At 63.1% G+C, this 15,999-nt stretch carries 12 protein-coding genes; 11 read left to right on the top strand and 1 reads right to left on the bottom strand.

Annotated elements, in window-relative coordinates; all coding sequences use genetic code 11:
- Nucleotides 1-11: 11 nt before the first annotated feature.
- The 11 genes from urtA (at nt 12) to ureC (ending at nt 10,037) form a co-directional block, all read left to right on the top strand.
- Nucleotides 12-1,277 carry an urea ABC transporter substrate-binding protein gene (urtA, locus tag JBE38_RS09615; RefSeq protein ID WP_205344188.1) on the top strand — a complete coding sequence of 422 codons (1,266 nt, stop codon included), beginning with the start codon at nt 12-14 and terminating at the stop codon, nt 1,275-1,277.
- A 134-nt stretch (nt 1,278-1,411) separates the two neighbouring features.
- Nucleotides 1,412-2,914, top strand: coding sequence for an urea ABC transporter permease subunit UrtB (gene urtB, locus JBE38_RS09610; RefSeq protein ID WP_205344187.1), 1,503 nt, complete (start codon nt 1,412-1,414; stop codon nt 2,912-2,914).
- Nucleotides 2,914-3,981: an urea ABC transporter permease subunit UrtC gene (urtC, locus tag JBE38_RS09605; protein WP_090367076.1), complete on the top strand. Its 1,068-nt coding sequence runs from the start codon at nt 2,914-2,916 to the stop codon at nt 3,979-3,981. The genes urtB and urtC overlap by 1 nt, the downstream gene beginning before the upstream one ends.
- A complete protein-coding gene (gene urtD / locus JBE38_RS09600) occupies nt 3,978-4,811 on the top strand; it encodes an urea ABC transporter ATP-binding protein UrtD (RefSeq protein WP_162493818.1) in 834 nt (277 codons plus the stop codon). The genes urtC and urtD overlap by 4 nt, the downstream gene beginning before the upstream one ends.
- A 149-nt stretch (nt 4,812-4,960) precedes the next feature.
- Nucleotides 4,961-5,659 carry an urea ABC transporter ATP-binding subunit UrtE gene (urtE, locus tag JBE38_RS09595; protein ID WP_090367080.1) on the top strand — a complete coding sequence of 233 codons (699 nt, stop codon included), beginning with the start codon at nt 4,961-4,963 and terminating at the stop codon, nt 5,657-5,659.
- A 31-nt stretch (nt 5,660-5,690) separates the two neighbouring features.
- A complete protein-coding gene (locus JBE38_RS09590; RefSeq protein WP_205344186.1) occupies nt 5,691-6,530 on the top strand; it encodes an urease accessory protein UreD in 840 nt (279 codons plus the stop codon).
- Nucleotides 6,531-6,533: 3 nt separating this feature from the next.
- Nucleotides 6,534-6,836 carry an urease subunit gamma gene (ureA, locus tag JBE38_RS09585; protein ID WP_003171437.1) on the top strand — a complete coding sequence of 101 codons (303 nt, stop codon included), beginning with the start codon at nt 6,534-6,536 and terminating at the stop codon, nt 6,834-6,836.
- An 8-nt stretch (nt 6,837-6,844) separates the two neighbouring features.
- A complete protein-coding gene (locus JBE38_RS09580) occupies nt 6,845-7,357 on the top strand; it encodes a GNAT family N-acetyltransferase (RefSeq protein ID WP_205344185.1) in 513 nt (170 codons plus the stop codon).
- 5 nt (nt 7,358-7,362) lie between these two features.
- Nucleotides 7,363-7,896 carry a GNAT family N-acetyltransferase gene (locus tag JBE38_RS09575; protein WP_090367086.1) on the top strand — a complete coding sequence of 178 codons (534 nt, stop codon included), beginning with the start codon at nt 7,363-7,365 and terminating at the stop codon, nt 7,894-7,896.
- Nucleotides 7,893-8,198: an urease subunit beta gene (locus JBE38_RS09570; RefSeq protein WP_060755055.1), complete on the top strand. Its 306-nt coding sequence runs from the start codon at nt 7,893-7,895 to the stop codon at nt 8,196-8,198. The genes JBE38_RS09575 and JBE38_RS09570 overlap by 4 nt, the downstream gene beginning before the upstream one ends.
- A 138-nt stretch (nt 8,199-8,336) precedes the next feature.
- Entirely contained in the window at nt 8,337-10,037 is a 1,701-nt protein-coding gene (ureC, locus tag JBE38_RS09565; RefSeq protein WP_205344184.1) for an urease subunit alpha, read from the top strand.
- Here ureC and JBE38_RS09560 read toward each other — a convergent pair.
- Nucleotides 10,034-15,922, bottom strand: coding sequence for an NEL-type E3 ubiquitin ligase domain-containing protein (locus JBE38_RS09560; protein WP_205344183.1), 5,889 nt, complete (start codon nt 15,920-15,922; stop codon nt 10,034-10,036). The genes ureC and JBE38_RS09560 overlap by 4 nt on opposite strands.
- Nucleotides 15,923-15,999 lie beyond the last annotated feature (77 nt).

The raw sequence follows: 15,999 nt of genomic DNA, 5'->3' as shown, positions 1-15,999 counted from the left end.
GAGAACGCACCATGAAGCGTCGCAGCTTGATCAAGGCTTTCACTCTTTCGGCATCCATTGCCGCCATGGGCCTGACCTGGACCGTACAGGCCGCCGAGACCATCAAGGTCGGCATCCTGCACTCTCTGTCCGGCACCATGGCCATCTCCGAGACGTCGCTCAAAGACATGGCGCTGATGACCATCGATGAGATCAACGCCAAGGGCGGTGTGAACGGCAAGATGCTTGAACCGGTGGTCGTCGATCCGGCGTCGAACTGGCCGCTGTTCGCCGAGAAAGGCCGACAGTTGCTGACCCAGGACAAGGTCGCCGTGGTGTTCGGCTGCTGGACTTCGGTGTCGCGTAAATCCGTGTTGCCGGTGTTCGAAGAACTCAACGGCCTGCTGTTCTACCCGGTGCAATATGAAGGCGAAGAGATGTCGCCCAACGTGTTCTATACCGGTGCGGCGCCGAACCAGCAGGCGATCCCGGCCGTGGAATACCTGATGAGCGAAGAAGGCGGCAGCGCCAAGCGCTTCTTCCTGCTGGGCACTGACTACGTCTACCCGCGCACCACCAACAAGATCCTGCGCTCGTTCCTGCATTCCAAAGGCGTCGCCGACAAAGACATCGAAGAGGTCTACACACCGTTTGGCCATGCCGACTACCAGACCATCGTCGCCAACATCAAGAAGTTCTCCGCCGGCGGCAAGACTGCGGTGATCTCCACGGTCAACGGCGACTCCAACGTGCCGTTCTACAAGGAACTGGCCAACCAGGGCCTGAAAGCCACCGAGGTGCCGGTGGTCGCGTTCTCCGTCGGTGAAGAAGAACTGCGCGGCATCGACACCAAACCGCTGGTGGGCAACCTCGCTGCCTGGAACTACTTCCAGTCGGTGGAAAACCCGGTGAACAAGAAATTCGTCACAGACTGGAAAGCCTATGCCAAGGCCCACAACCTGCCGGGCGCGGATAAAGCGGTGACCAACGACCCGATGGAAGCCACCTACGTGGGCATCCATATGTGGGCGCAGGCCGCGGAGAAAGCCAAGTCCACCGACGTCGATAAAGTGCGCGAAGCCCTGGCCGGCCAGACCTTCGCCGCGCCGTCGGGCTTCACCCTGACCATGGACAAGACCAACCACCACCTGCACAAGCCGGTGATGATCGGCGAAATCCAGGCCGATGGGCAGTTCTCGGTGGTGTGGCAGACCCAGGAGCCGATCCGCGCCCAGCCGTGGAGCCCTTACATCCCGGGGAATGACAAGAAGCCGGATTACGCCGTCAAGAGCAACTAAGCCCGCGGTACTGATCGTTCCCACGCTCTGCGTGGGAATGCATCGCGTGACGCTCTGCGTCACAACGCGGACGCAGAGCGTCCAAGGCGGCATTCCCACGCAGAGCGTGGGAACGATCTATAGGAAACTTGTTTATGCCCACTGCCCTTTACCGCTTCATCCTGACGGCCCTGCTGTTGCTGCCCTTTGCCGCACACGCCAACGACGCCGAAGACTTCCTTGCCGCCAACCCGGCCCAACAAGCCAAGCTGCTCCAGGACTGGGCCGCCCAGCCCGACCCTGCACGCATCGAGTTGGTGGACGCCCTGCAACAAGGCCAACTCACGGTCAACGGTGAAACCAAAACCGTACGCCTGAACAACCGTCTGCGCGGCCTGATCGACAACGTACAAGCCAGCCAGCAATTGCTCGCTGCCGATCCCAAGCTGCGCTTGGCCGCTGCACAGACCCTGCAAAAAAGCGCACAGCCCACGCAACTGAAATTTCTCGACCAGCAAGTCGCCGCCGAAACCGACAAAGGCGTGCACACCGCCCTCAGCTTGGCTTTGGCCAACCTGCAATTGGTGGACACCGACCCCGTTGTTCGCCTCGCCGCCGTACGCCTATTGGGTGGCACCGGCGACCCGCTGGCGCGCACCCGCCTCGAAGCGCTGCTCGCCCCCGGCGTGGAAACCGATGCGGCCGTGCACACCGCCGCCGAAACCAGCCTGGCCCAGGTCAAGCGTAAATTGATGCTGGGCGAACTGCTCGGCCAGGCGTTCAGCGGCCTGTCGCTGGGCTCGATCCTGTTGCTCGCGGCGCTCGGCCTGGCGATTACCTTTGGCCTGCTCGGCGTGATCAACATGGCCCACGGCGAGATGCTGATGCTCGGCGCCTACTCGACCTACGTGGTGCAACTGATGATGCAGCGCTATGTGCCGCAAGCTATCGAGTTCTACCCGCTGGTTGCGCTGCCGGTGGCGTTTTTCGTCACCGCCGCCATCGGCATGGCCCTGGAACGCACGGTGATTCGTCACCTCTATGGCCGCCCGCTGGAAACCCTGCTCGCCACCTGGGGCATCAGCCTGATGCTGATCCAGCTGGTACGCCTGGTATTCGGCGCCCAGAACGTCGAGGTGTCCAACCCCGCGTGGCTGTCCGGGGGTATTCAAGTGCTGCCCAACCTGGTGCTGCCCTATAACCGCATCGTGATCATCGCCTTCGCCCTGTGCGTGGTGATGCTGACCTGGTTGCTGCTGAACAAGACGCGCCTGGGCCTGAACGTGCGCGCCGTCACCCAGAACCGCAACATGGCGGCCTGCTGTGGTGTGCCCACCGGGCGTGTGGACATGCTTGCCTTTGGCCTGGGCTCCGGCATCGCCGGCTTGGGCGGCGTGGCGCTGAGCCAGATCGGCAACGTCGGCCCGGACCTGGGCCAGAGCTACATCATCGATTCGTTCCTGGTGGTGGTGCTCGGCGGTGTCGGCCAGTTGGCCGGCAGCGTGACGGCAGCCTTCGGGCTGGGCATCGCCAACAAGATCCTGGAACCGCAGATCGGTGCGGTGCTGGGCAAGATCCTGATCCTCGCGCTGATCATTCTGTTTATCCAGAAACGCCCGCAGGGACTCTTCGCACTGAAAGGACGGGTGATCGACTGATGAACCAACCATTGATGCTGACGGCCACGCAAAAGGCCGGCCCCAAGCTGACGATTGCGCTGGGCGCGCTGGTCCTCGTGGTGTTGCTCGCCCTGCCGCTGCTGTCATTGTTGCCGCCGGACAACGCGTTGCATGTCTCGGCCTACACCCTGACCCTGGTGGGCAAGATCCTCTGCTACGCCATCGTCGCCCTCGCGCTGGACCTGGTGTGGGGTTATGCGGGCATGTTGTCCCTCGGGCACGGCCTGTTCTTTGCGCTGGGCGGTTACGCCATGGGCATGTACCTGATGCGCCAGGCCGCCGGGGATGAGTTACCGGCGTTCATGACCTTTTTGTCGTGGACCGAATTGCCCTGGTACTGGGTCGGCACTCAACACTTTCTCTGGGCGTTGTGCCTGGTGGTCCTGGCGCCAGGCCTGCTGGCGCTGGTGTTCGGTTTCTTCGCCTTTCGTTCGCGGATCAAGGGCGTGTACTTCTCGATCATGACCCAGGCCCTGACCTTTGCCGGGATGCTGTTGTTCTTTCGCAACGAGACCGGCTTTGGCGGCAACAACGGTTTCACCAACTTTCGCAGCATCCTCGGGTTCGGCATTACCGAGCCTGGCACGCGAGCGGTGTTGTTCGTCGCGACGGTGCTGTTGCTGGTCACGAGTCTGTTGATCGGTTGGCGCTTGGCCAAGAGCAAGTTCGGCCGGGTGCTCACGGCCCTGCGTGACGCGGAAAACCGCCTGATGTTCTGCGGCTACGACCCGCGTGGCTTCAAGCTGTTCGTGTGGGTGTTGAGTGCAGTGCTGTGCGGCTTGGCCGGGGCGCTGTATGTACCGCAAGTGGGCATTATCAACCCCAGCGAAATGTCGCCGACCAACTCCATCGAAGCGGCCGTTTGGGTGGCCTTGGGCGGGCGCGGCACGTTGATCGGCCCGCTGCTCGGCGCCGGTGTGGTCAACGGCATGAAGAGCTGGTTCACCGTGGCGTTCCCGGAATACTGGCTGTTCTTCCTCGGGGCGCTGTTCATCATCGTCACCCTGTACCTGCCCAAGGGCGTTATCGGGCTGCTGAAGAAATGAGGAACGTCATGCTTGAACCTATTTTCGATGCCGGCATCGGCCGCGACGCCATCGGCCTGGGCCAGGCCGCCGGCAAGGGCCTGAATACCCGTCACGGCACCATTTTGACCCTTGAGAGCATCAGTGTGAGCTTCGATGGCTTCAAGGCGCTCAACGACTTGAACCTGTACATCGGCGTCGGTGAACTGCGCTGCATCATCGGCCCCAACGGGGCAGGCAAGACGACGCTGATGGATGTGATCACCGGCAAGACCCGCCCCAGCCAGGGCCACGCCTGGTTCGGCGAAACCCTGGACTTGACCGGTATGAGCGAAGTCCAGATCGCCCAGGCCGGGATTGGCCGCAAGTTCCAGAAACCCACGGTGTTCGAAGCCCTCAGTGTGTTCGAAAACCTGGAGCTGGCGCAGAAGACCGACAAGTCGGTATGGGCCAGCTTGCGCGCGCGCCTGAGCGGCGAACAGAAAGACCGCATTGCCGAGGTACTCGACACCATCCGCCTCAGCGCCTCGGCGCAGCGCCCGGCCGGGCTCTTGTCCCATGGCCAGAAGCAGTTCCTGGAAATCGGCATGCTGCTGATGCAAGACCCCCAGTTGTTGCTGCTGGACGAACCGGTGGCAGGCATGACCGACGCCGAAACCGAATTTACCGCCGAACTGTTCAAGCGCCTGGCGGGCAAGCATTCGTTGATGGTGGTGGAACACGACATGGGCTTTGTCGGCTCGATTGCCGACCACGTCACCGTGTTGCACCAGGGCAGCGTGCTGGCCGAAGGGTCGCTTGCGCAGGTACAGGAAAACGAGCGGGTGATCGAAGTCTATCTCGGTCGCTAAACCTGCCACGGACCGCTGATCGTTCCCACGCTCCGCGTGGGAACGCATCCAGTGACGCTCCGCGTCACGACTTTAAGAGCGGACGCGGAGCGTCCTGAGCAGCATTCTCACGCAGAGCGTGGGAACGATCGATTGAGGAGAGTTTGAACATGCTGCAAGTCGACAAATTGCACCAGTATTACGGCGGTAGCCACATCCTGCGCGGGCTGTCCTTCGAGGTGAAGATCGGCGAGGTGACTTGCCTGCTCGGCCGTAACGGCGTGGGCAAGACCACCCTGCTCAAGTGCCTGATGGGCCTGTTGCCGGCCAAGGAAGGCGCAGTCAATTGGGAGGGCAAGGCCATCACCGGGTTCAAGCCGCACCAGCGCGTACAGGCCGGTATCGCCTATGTGCCCCAGGGCCGTGAAATTTTCGGGCGGCTGACGGTGGAAGAAAACCTGTTGATGGGGCTCTCGCGTTTTCCAGGCTCAGAAGCCAAGGAAGTGCCCGCTTTCATCTACGAATTGTTTCCGGTGCTGCTGCAGATGAAACATCGCCGTGGTGGCGACCTGTCCGGCGGCCAGCAGCAACAGCTCGCTATCGGTCGGGCGCTGGCCAGTCGACCGAGGCTGCTGATCCTGGATGAACCCACCGAAGGCATCCAGCCGTCGGTGATCAAGGAGATCGGCGCGGTGATCAAGAAGCTCGCTGAGCGCGGGGATATGGCCATCTTGCTGGTCGAGCAGTTCTACGACTTTGCCGCCGAATTGGCCGACCAGTACCTGGTGATGTCTCGCGGTGAAATCCTGCAGCAAGGCCGTGGTGAAAATATGGAACGCGAGGGTGTACGCGGCTTGGTAACCATCTAATCTGTAGCCTTCCAACGATAAGCACTCTGCCATGAACCTGCCCGTTTCCCCTGCCCTGTTCACCCCCAGCTGGCATGCCGCGCTGGAACTCGGCTACGCGCGTTTCGGCGACACGACGCGCCCGGTGATGCGTCGCCACCTCGGCCCGCTACGGGTGCAAAAGCACTTGTACGCTGAAGGCCCCGAGGTGTGCCAACACATCATCGTGCACCCGCCCGGCGGAATCGCCGGTGGCGACCGCCTGGCGATCAGCGCACGGGTGGGCGAAGGCGCCTGGGCGCAGTTGACCAGCCCCGGCGCGGCCAAGTGGTACCGCGCCCAGAGCCCGGCCTTCCAGCACCTGGACTTGACCGTCGAAGCCGGCGCCACCCTGGAGTGGCTGCCCCAGGAAACCATCGTGTTCAGCGCCGCTCAAGCCGAGCTCAGCACCCGTATTGAGCTGCACGGCGACGCCCGGCTGTTCTACTGGGATGTGGTCGCCCTAGGCCGCCCGGCCAGCGACGAACGCTTCGACCTCGGCCACTTTCAATCACACCTGGATATCCGCCGCGATGGCCGGTTGCTCTGGCATGAGCGCCAGCGCATTGTAGGTGCCGACGGTTTGCTCGACTCACCCATCGGCCTGGACGGGCAGCCGGTCTTTGCGACGTTGCTGCTGACGGCCGACATCGACCCTGAACTGCTGGACACCTGCCGCGCCCTGCCTCACGCCGTGCGCGGCGACCTGACCCAACTGCCCGGCCTGCTGGTCGCCCGCTGCCTGGCCGGCGAAGCGCTGCTGGCACGCGCCTGGCTGATCGATTTATGGCGGCTGCTGCGCCCGGCGACGCTGGGCCGGGAAGCCGTTTCACCCCGAATCTGGAGCACCTGAACCATGGACCTGACCCCACGGGAAAAAGATAAGCTGTTGATCTTCACCGCCGGCTTGGTCGCCGAACGGCGCCTGGCGCGCGGTGTAAAGCTCAATTACCCGGAAACCATCGCCTACATTTCCGCCGCCTTGATGGAGGGTGCCCGCGATGGCCGCACCGTGGCCGACCTGATGCACTACGGCACCACCTTGCTCAGCCGTGAACAAGTGATGGAGGGCATCCCGGAAATGATCCCAGACATCCAGGTGGAAGCCACCTTCCCCGACGGCACCAAGCTGGTCACCGTCCACCAACCCATCGCCTGAGGCCCCCCATGATTCGTGATGCAACCGAACAGGATCTGCCGGCGATCCGCGATATCTATAACGACGCGGTGCGCAACACCACGGCGATCTGGAACGAACAACCGGTGGACCTGGCCAACCGCCTGGCCTGGTTCAGTGCGCGTCAGGCCCAGGGTTATCCGGTGCTGGTGTCCACCGAAAACAATGAAGTCACCGGCTACGCCTCGTTCGGCGACTGGCGGCCGTTCGAAGGTTTTCGCTACAGCGTCGAGCACTCGGTGTATGTGCGCAGCGACCAACGCGGTCAAGGGGTCGGCCCACGCTTGATGGAGGCCCTGATCGAACGCGCGCGGGCCTGCGGCAAACACGTCATGGTCGCCGCCATCGAAAGCGGCAACCAGGCCTCGATCCGCCTGCATGAGCGCCAAGGTTTTATAACGACCGGGCAGATGCCCCGAGTCGGTATCAAGTTTGGCCGCTGGCTGGACTTGACCTTCATGCAACTGGCCCTGAACCCGGGTGCCGAGCCACCCCAGGAGTGACACCGATGAGCGCCACGCACCTGCGTCGAGTGAATGCTGAAAGTTTTGCCCATTACCGTCTGGGCCTGGTCGAGCTGTTGCTGGACGCGGTCAAGCATGGCGCCAGCGTCGGGTTCATGGCCGACTTTGATGAGGCCCAGGCCCGCGTCTATCTGAGCGGCGTGCAGGCCAGCATCGAGGATGGCAGCCTGTTGCTGTGGGTGGTGGTCCGTGAGGAGCAGGTGATCGCCAGCGTGCAATTGGCGCTGTGCCAGAAAGCCAACGGCCTGAACCGCGCCGAGGTGCAGAAGCTGTTGGTGCACAGCAGCGCGCGGCGTCATGGCCTGGGCCAACAATTGATGCATACCCTGGAACTCGCCGCCCGCCAGCACAAGCGTGGCCTGCTGTACCTGGACACCGAGGCCGGTTCGGCCGCCGAAGCCTTCTACCAGGCGCTGCGCTACACCAAGTTGGGCGAATTGCCCGATTACTGCCAAAGCCCGGACGGGCGCTACACCCCGACCGCCATCTACTTCAAGACACTGGGGCAACCTGCATGATTCCTGGCGAATATCAGATCCAGCCTGGCGACATCGAACTCAACGTGGGCCGGCGCACCGTCAGCCTGAGCGTGGCCAACAGCGGCGACCGACCGATCCAGGTCGGCTCGCATTATCATTTTTTCGAGACCAACGACGCACTGACCTTCGACCGCGCCGCCAGCCGTGGCATGCGCCTGAATATTCCAGCGGGCACGGCGGTGCGGTTTGAGCCGGGGCAAAGTCGTGAAATCGAGTTGGTGGATTTGAGCGGTGGACGGCGGGTATTTGGCTTCGCCGGGAAAATCATGGGTGATCTTTAGGGGCTTCACTGATCGTTCCCACGCTACGCGTGGGAATACATCCGGTGACGCTCTGCGTCACGACTTTAAGAGCGGACGCAAAGCGTCCAGGGCTGCATTTCCACGCAGAGCGTGGGAACGATCGAGGAATAACGTGCGATGAAAATTTCCAGACAAGCCTATGCCGACATGTACGGCCCCACCGTCGGTGACAAGGTCCGCCTGGCCGACACGGAGCTGTTCGTCGAAGTGGAGAAAGACTTCACGGTCTATGGCGAAGAAGTAAAATTCGGCGGCGGCAAGGTGATCCGCGACGGCCAGGGCCAGAGCCAATTACTCGCCCATGAAGTCGTCGACACGGTCATCACCAACGCGCTGATCATCGACCATTGGGGCATCGTCAAGGCCGACGTCGGTTTGAAGAACGGCCGCATCGCCGCCATCGGCAAGGCCGGTAACCCGGACATCCAGCCCGGTGTGACCCTCGCCATCGGCGCCAGCACCGAAGTGATCGCCGGCGAAGGCATGATCCTCACCGCCGGCGGTATCGACAGCCACGTGCACTTCATCTGCCCGCAGCAGATCGAAGAGGCGCTGACCAGCGGCGTGACCACCATGATCGGCGGCGGCACCGGGCCGGCCACCGGCACCAATGCCACCACCTGCACCTCCGGGCCCTGGCACCTGGCACGCATGCTCCAGGCCAGCGATTCGTTCCCGATGAACATCGGTTTTACCGGCAAGGGCAACGCCAGCTTGCCCGAGCCGCTGATCGAGCAGGTCAAGGCCGGCGCCATCGGCTTGAAGCTGCATGAGGACTGGGGCACCACCCCGGCGAGTATCGACAACTGCCTGAGCGTGGCCGATGAGTATGACGTGCAGGTGGCGATCCACAGCGACACCCTCAACGAGTCCGGCTTCGTCGAAACCACCCTCGCCGCGCTCAAGGGGCGCACCATCCACACCTATCACACCGAAGGTGCCGGTGGCGGCCATGCGCCGGATATCATCAAGGCCTGTGGTTTCCCCAACGTGTTGCCCAGCTCCACCAACCCGACACGGCCGTTCACCCGCAACACCATCGACGAACACCTCGACATGCTGATGGTCTGCCATCACCTGGACCCGAGCATTGCCGAAGACGTGGCGTTTGCCGAAAGCCGCATCCGTCGCGAAACCATCGCCGCCGAAGACATCCTGCACGACCTCGGCGCGTTCTCCATGATCAGCTCCGACAGCCAGGCCATGGGCCGCGTCGGCGAAGTCATCACGCGCACCTGGCAGACCGCCGACAAGATGAAGAAACAGCGCGGCGCCCTGCCCGGCGACGGCGTGGGCAACGACAACTTCCGCATCAAGCGCTACATCGCCAAGTACACCATCAACCCGGCGATCACCCACGGCATCAGCCATGAAGTGGGCTCGATCGAAGTGGGTAAGTGGGCCGACCTGGTGCTGTGGCGCCCGGCGTTTTTCGGGGTCAAGCCGACGTTGATTCTCAAGGGCGGGGCGATCGCATCGAGCCTGATGGGCGATGCCAACGCGTCGATTCCCACCCCGCAACCGGTGCACTACCGCCCGATGTTCGCCAGCTTCGGCAGCTCGCTGCAGGCCACCAGCCTGACCTTTATCAGCCAGGCGGCATTTGCCGCCGGGCTGCCCGAAGCCTTGGGTTTGAAAAAGCAGATCGGCGTGGTCAAGGGCTGCCGCTCGGTACAGAAAACCGACCTGATCCATAACGACTACCTGCCGCAGATCGACGTCGACCCGCAAACCTACCAGGTCAAGGCCGACGGCGTGTTGCTGTGGTGCGAGCCGGCGGAAATGCTACCGATGGCGCAGCGCTATTTCCTGTTTTAACTTGCGGCCAGCTCCTCACGGGTCAACGCTTCGATCAGGTTGGCCTCTTCGATCGCCAGTTGGGCCTGCAAGTCCTTGGCCTGTGCCGCATATTCATCGCTGGTCAGCAGGCCGCTCGCGGACTGCTCGTACAGCACCGCCAGGCGCTCCTGGTACGGCTTGCTCAGGGCATCGAACTGCGTGCGGTATTTATGCGTCACGTAGTCGAGCCAGAAGTCCCGGGACAACAGCGCTTCGAACTCCTGCGGCGAATTGTCGAGTGCGAGCACCCGCGTGCGAGCGCTGTCGAGCATCGCCTGGGTGACACTCCCCATGTGGGTGAATCGCACCTGTTCCGGTTGGCCGGGCAAGTCGAGCTGGTCGGCGCCCTTGAGGCCGAAGCGATAAGCCAGGCGGATTTCGACCTCCTCCAGGCGGCTGATGCGCCGGGCTTTCTCGGCATTGCTCAAATGCGGCGTGGCGTTGATGGCAGCGGTCCGTTCGGCAATGTCGTTGAGGGCGATTTTTTCCACCTCATCCAAGCGGAACAACCCTCGCGACAGAGTGCGCAATGCCGCGCCCTGGGTCGCGTCGGTGGCGGCTGCCCGTGCCTTGTAGACCATCGCCATGACTTCGAGGTTGCTGAACGACAACGCCGCCCGATCACAACACGCCGGCCGGCCGGCCCATTCGAACATCTGCTCGCGCAGGCGCTCCGACTCGCTGCTGTTTTGCGTGATGCAGTCGATCACCTCCCAGACACGGCCTTGCAGGTCGGTGTGCTGCTCGCTGACCACCTGCAAATCGCTGAGCATCCGGAAAAACCCCGCGCTCCCCGGCCGTTCCCGCAGTGCCAGCCACTGAGCCCTGCGCGTCGCCAATTGCTCCTCGGCAAAACCCAGGCTCCAGCGCTCGAACACCAACCCTGGGGCCGTATTCAAGAGTTCACGGTGAGCAATGCGCAAGGCCGAGACCACCAACAGGTTCGGGCTGCCCGGCTCACTCAATGCGTTCTGCTCGAGGCGTTCGGAATACACCCGCACCTGCGCCAGCGTCGCTTCGCTCAGCGGGTTGTTGCTCACGTTGGCCACCCGGCTCAGGCGCACCGATTGCGCCCGTTGCTCGGGCAGCGGCGCGACCAGGAAGTCCGGTAGCGTGGTGATCTGGTTGCCGCTCAAGTCGACCATGTCCAGCAGCGGCTGCTCACCCAACCCCGGCGGCCAGGTGTCGATATTGACGTTTTTCAGGCTCAGCGAACGCATGTCGGGAATCCGGCTGAAATCCGGCGCGATGCCCAGTGGGTTGTTGTCCAGCCACAACGCTCGCAGGCTGCTGCGACCGGCCAGGACCTCGGCGGTCTGCGGGGTCAACTGGATCTGGTTTTTCTGCAAGAACAAGCGCGTCAACCCGTGCATCTCGCCCAGGGCCGGTGGCAGTTCACGCAGTTGGTTGTTCGACAGATCCAGCCAGCGCACGCTGCGATAACGCGCCAGGAAACCTTCGGGGGAGGCGCTCAGCGCCATCCCGCTGAGCTTGAGCGAACCGACATGCGAGAAATCCGCATCCAGGTCCGGCAGGCTGGGCAGCCGCAGATTGCCCAGGTCCAGCTCGAGGCCGATAGGAGTACCGTCATGGGCCAGTTTCATCGGCGCCTCGCGACGCCAGCATTGCAGGATGCGTGACTTGGCGATGTAGCGGTCATCCCGCGTCGTCGCGTTGCTGCGCAGTTGATCGGAGCGAATATAGCGTTCACTGGCGCCGCCACCGGAGAAAGCCCAGGCGTTGAGCTGTTCGGTCAGCCTGTCGAACTCGGTCGCACGCCGCGCCAACTCTGCTTCGGCGCCATCGCCCAGGCTCCAGATCAGCTCTCTGGCGGCCTTGATGGTCTTGTCCGGGTACATGCGCTGCACCGTCAAAATGGCGGGGGACTCGACGGAAAACGCATCGGCAATCCCACTCTGCGCCAACTCCGGTACGACCTCGCCCAAACGCTTCCAATAGTTGTCCACCTCCAGCATGCAGGCTTCGGAGAACGTGTTGCCGCCGATCACCGTCACACCATTGATCTGTATCGTGCGTTGGAAATGTTCGGCCTGCGGGTAGAGGTGTTCTCGCGGGATCTCGCTCAGTTGGTTGTTGCGCAGGTCCACGCGCAGCAGGTCGGCCTGGCTCAGCAGGCCCCGGGGCCACTGGGTGATGCCGGTATTGCTCAGGTCGAGGAATTTGAGACGCTGCAGGGCAGTGAAATCCGGCGTTATGTGCAGGGGGTTGCCGGCCAGGTCAAGGCTTTGCAGTTGATCCAGCCCGGCGAGTTTTTCAGCACTGGCGTCGGTCAGGCGAATGCGGTTGCCGCGCAAGCGCAGATGAGTCAGCTGGTGCAGGTCACCGACAATATCGGGCAGTTCGGTCATACCGGTATCGCTGATGCGCAGTTCGTGGATGTGCGTGAAGTTTTTCAGGAAGACCTGGGTGTCGGCATTCCAGACGATTTTGCCGAGGGCCAGTTCCTGCACGTGGCTGAAATCGGCGGTCAGCGCCGGCAGGCTGCGCGGGGCGATGGCCGACAGCGACAGTTCGCTGCCGGTTTCGCGGCGCCAGCAACGTCGAATGTCCATGGCGAACCGTGCGCCACTGGCATCGGACGGCGTATCGGTGGCGCGCACCCACGCCTTGAGGCTGCGATCCAGGTTGGCGTAGTCAGCTTCCAGTTGCGTCAACCGGACCCGCACATCGGCCCCCAGGAACTGGATATACACACTGACATCGGCATCGGAAAACGAAGGGTACAAGCGCCGCACCCGCGCCTCATTGCTGCGCAGCGTGTTCACCAGTTGCTTGAAACCGCGCCCTCCCCCGAGCAGGCGCATCGTGGGATCAATGACCGGGCGGCGTAACGGGTGATCGAGCAACACCGTACGCAAGGGTTCGCGTGGCAAGGGGTTGCGCAGGATGGCCGACTTGAGCTGCGTCACGTGGGTGAAATTCATCGCCTGTTGTTCGGCCGGTGTGAGCACTTGCCACAGCGCCGTGTAAAAGTCCTCGCCCTGAAACTGCCCATCGGCGTCCTGCACCAGGATTCGCCGCGCAGTGGCCTCGGGATGGCCGATGGCATCCAGCACCTGGCCCTCGGCAAAATGCTCGCGCAGTTCCAGGCGTGTACCGCGTGCCCAGCCCGGCAACAGTTCCAAGGTGCGCAGCGCAAGGCGCTGAGTGTCGATATTGCTCATCGAGTCGAGGAACAGGCCCTCATAGGCGCGGGATACACGGACCTCCTGCTCGCTCCAGCGCAGCCGCTCATGGATCGGGCCGGGCAGGCGCCGGCTGCTGCGAAAGACTTGCAGGTCCTCGGCGCTCATCCCATCGAGCAATAGCTTGGCCACCGGCGCGGGCAATTGCGGGTAGGTGTTGAGCACACGCTGCACGTCGACATCGGCGGAGCAGTTCTGCGCCTTATAGCGTTCTTCCAGCAGCGAGCCTTTGAGCTGTTCGGCGGCGTCGGCCAGGTACAGGCGCAACTGGGCGGCGCGTTCGCCGAGCGTCTGCGCGGCCATGCCGGGTATGTCCTTGAGCGCCGGGTCGGTGCCTTGCAGGGTGTACAGCACCTGTTCGAGTAATTCGCCCCGCGCTTGTTGCACCGCATCCAGTGCGACGACCCGGCGAACCTGGGACGCGGGCGCCGGGTCGTTCCATAGCTCGCGCCCGTCACTGCCGAGCACACGCAGCGAGGGCTCGTTGGAAAGCATGCCACGGCGTTTCATCAGCTCCAGTTGCAGCGTCGCATCGGCCTTGGCGTAGGTCGCAGGATTGCGACTGCGCAATTGCTCGATACTGTTCTCCAGCTCGCGATGCAAGGCAAAGCGCTTGAGACTGTCGGCCAACAGCCGCGGCGTGGCGTGCTGGTCGAACAACGCTTCACGCAGCGCCTCGGTCTCGACCCCGCTGGCCAGGCGCGCCTGTTGCAAGCGCTCGGCGCTGAGGTCGGCGGCCGGTTTGCCCAGTCGCCGCAGCAAGGTCGCCTCGCCCCAGGTCAGCGGGTCTTCGCCTTCGTGGGTCCAGGCACCTTCGCCGTTGTGTTCCAGCAGCGGGCGATAGGCCTCCGTGCGGTCTGGGTGCTGCACACGGTACTGGCCGGTGCTGGTTTCCTGCTCGACCTGATAGTGCTTGCCTTCAAGGACCAGCACCGGTTTTCCCTCGTGACGGTACAGGCCCAGGCCGTCGGGTTTGGCATCCGTGGCCAGCTGGATATTGGCTTTGTAGCGTGACAAGTCCGGGTTCCACAGCTTCTGCTTGCCGTCGGCCAGGATCACCGGCTTGAGCGCCTCGACCACACCGGACACTTGCACGTGGGGCAGCACGGTGGCGCCGGTGCCGAGCATGGCCACGTTCAGCGCGATGCTGGAAAAATGCGCCCACATTTCACGGGTCTCGCCTTGTTCATAGGCATCGATGCCCTCGTACACTTCCTCGCACATCTGCGCGGCGCCCACCACCAGCATGAGTGGCCCCAGGCCCGGCACCACGAAGGCGGCCAGGTTGAACACGCTGAGCACGGCATCCTTGAAACCTTCCAACCGGGCCGCACGGGCCTTGGCGTCTTCGTCATCGGTGGGCACCGCCACAGCGCGGGCATCGGCAAGGATTTTGTCGACATGGGCCTGGTGGCGGTGCTGCCACAGGTCGCCTTTGATGGTCGATTCGTCCATCGCCAGCTCCGCGGGTTGGACCGACCGCGAAGGCCGGTACAGCGCGTTGATTTTGTCGAAGAACGCTCCTTGCTCGGACACCGGCACGAACCGGCTGAAGAAGCGCCGGTACTCGAGGCTCTTCAAGCGCTCGCCCAAATCGGCCAGAAACTCGTACAGGTTGGCGTATTCCTTCAGCGGTTGCTGTGGGTCATCGGGCAGGTACACCACCAGGCGCTCGACCCGCGCCGCGCGCTTGCGCCTTGGCCCGATCAACAACGGCCCGACCAGCTCCACGCCCAGCAACTGCAGGTTGGCGAACGTCACCGGGCGGCCATCCAGCGTCGGGGCGGCCTTGGCGGCGAGCACATGCTTGAGCATCCGGTAGGCATCACTGCTGATCCCGGCACCGACCAGGTAGCTGTTGGGCTTCTTGGCGAATTGCTGCCAGGCGATTTCAGTGCTGAGCGCCAGTTGCTGGCGCTGATGCTCCTGCAGTTGCTTGACCAGCGCCTGGCGTTTTTTCTCGTCCTTGGGTTGCAGGATATCCTTGATGTGTTGCTGGTACAGGCGACCCAGATCCAGGCTGCGACACAGTTTGGCGAACGCAGAAGGTGCAATGGGCTTGGCCTGGGAGTTGACCGCCGCGAAGTCCGGGATGACGTCGCCGTCGTAGCGGCCCCAGCCGGTGATGATTTCGCAATCGGCGCAACGCGCCGGGTGTTCTTCTTCGGGCAGGAAGTTGGCCAGCGCCACCTCCAGCAACGACACGCCCCGGTACTCCTCATCCAGCCGCGATGTGCGGGTGCGGTCAAAGCTGAAAAAACCATAGAAATCATCACGGGCGCCGGGCGCGAACTTGCGCGCCAGGTAGACGTTGCGCACATCTATATCGAGCTTGAAGCGTTGCTTGATCGCGGCTTTGAGCAAGGGTTCGGCGAACGCTTGCACATCCTGGATCGTTGCAAGGGTGGCATCGACCTGATTGAAGATTGCGCGGTACCGGCTATGGCTGGCGGCCAGCGCTTGTTTCTGGGTGCCCGAGGCCTTGATGTACCACGCGGGCAAAACCAGCGCGTGGTCGGCCAGTTCCTGCCGGCGCGGCGCCCGCGCCTGGCTGAACCAGCTCGGCACGCGGGCCTTGATAAAGTCGTAGTGAACACCCCGAAGGTCGGCATGGAACACACCTTCGGGGCGCGGTGCTGGGGTTTTGCGGTCTGACATGAGCGGTCGTCCGTCACTGATGGAAACCTCAGCCTACGCAACGACCGTGCGCCACAGTGCCTGCTTAGTTACCGCAC

Source organism: Pseudomonas sp. ICBG1301 (assembly GCF_016918385.1).
Taxonomy (GTDB): domain Bacteria; phylum Pseudomonadota; class Gammaproteobacteria; order Pseudomonadales; family Pseudomonadaceae; genus Aquipseudomonas; species Aquipseudomonas palleroniana.
Note: the sequence above shows the minus strand (reverse complement) of the source record. Positions and strands in the feature narration are given on the sequence as shown.

Bases quoted from the DNA above. Each gene is read 5' to 3' on its own strand.
- urtD (WP_162493818.1), top strand. From the start codon at position 3,978: ATGAGGAACGTCATGCTTGAACCTATTTTCGATGCCGGCATCGGCCGC.
- JBE38_RS09590 (WP_205344186.1), top strand. From the start codon at position 5,691: ATGAACCTGCCCGTTTCCCCTGCCCTGTTCACCCCCAGCTGGCATGCC.
- ureC (WP_205344184.1), top strand. From the start codon at position 8,337: ATGAAAATTTCCAGACAAGCCTATGCCGACATGTACGGCCCCACCGTC.
- urtC (WP_090367076.1), top strand. From the start codon at position 2,914: ATGAACCAACCATTGATGCTGACGGCCACGCAAAAGGCCGGCCCCAAG.
- urtA (WP_205344188.1), top strand. From the start codon at position 12: ATGAAGCGTCGCAGCTTGATCAAGGCTTTCACTCTTTCGGCATCCATT.
- JBE38_RS09575 (WP_090367086.1), top strand. From the start codon at position 7,363: ATGAGCGCCACGCACCTGCGTCGAGTGAATGCTGAAAGTTTTGCCCAT.
- ureA (WP_003171437.1), top strand. From the start codon at position 6,534: ATGGACCTGACCCCACGGGAAAAAGATAAGCTGTTGATCTTCACCGCC.
- JBE38_RS09580 (WP_205344185.1), top strand. From the start codon at position 6,845: ATGATTCGTGATGCAACCGAACAGGATCTGCCGGCGATCCGCGATATC.
- JBE38_RS09570 (WP_060755055.1), top strand. From the start codon at position 7,893: ATGATTCCTGGCGAATATCAGATCCAGCCTGGCGACATCGAACTCAAC.
- urtE (WP_090367080.1), top strand. From the start codon at position 4,961: ATGCTGCAAGTCGACAAATTGCACCAGTATTACGGCGGTAGCCACATC.
- JBE38_RS09560 (WP_205344183.1), bottom strand. From the start codon at position 15,922: ATGTCAGACCGCAAAACCCCAGCACCGCGCCCCGAAGGTGTGTTCCAT.
- urtB (WP_205344187.1), top strand. From the start codon at position 1,412: ATGCCCACTGCCCTTTACCGCTTCATCCTGACGGCCCTGCTGTTGCTG.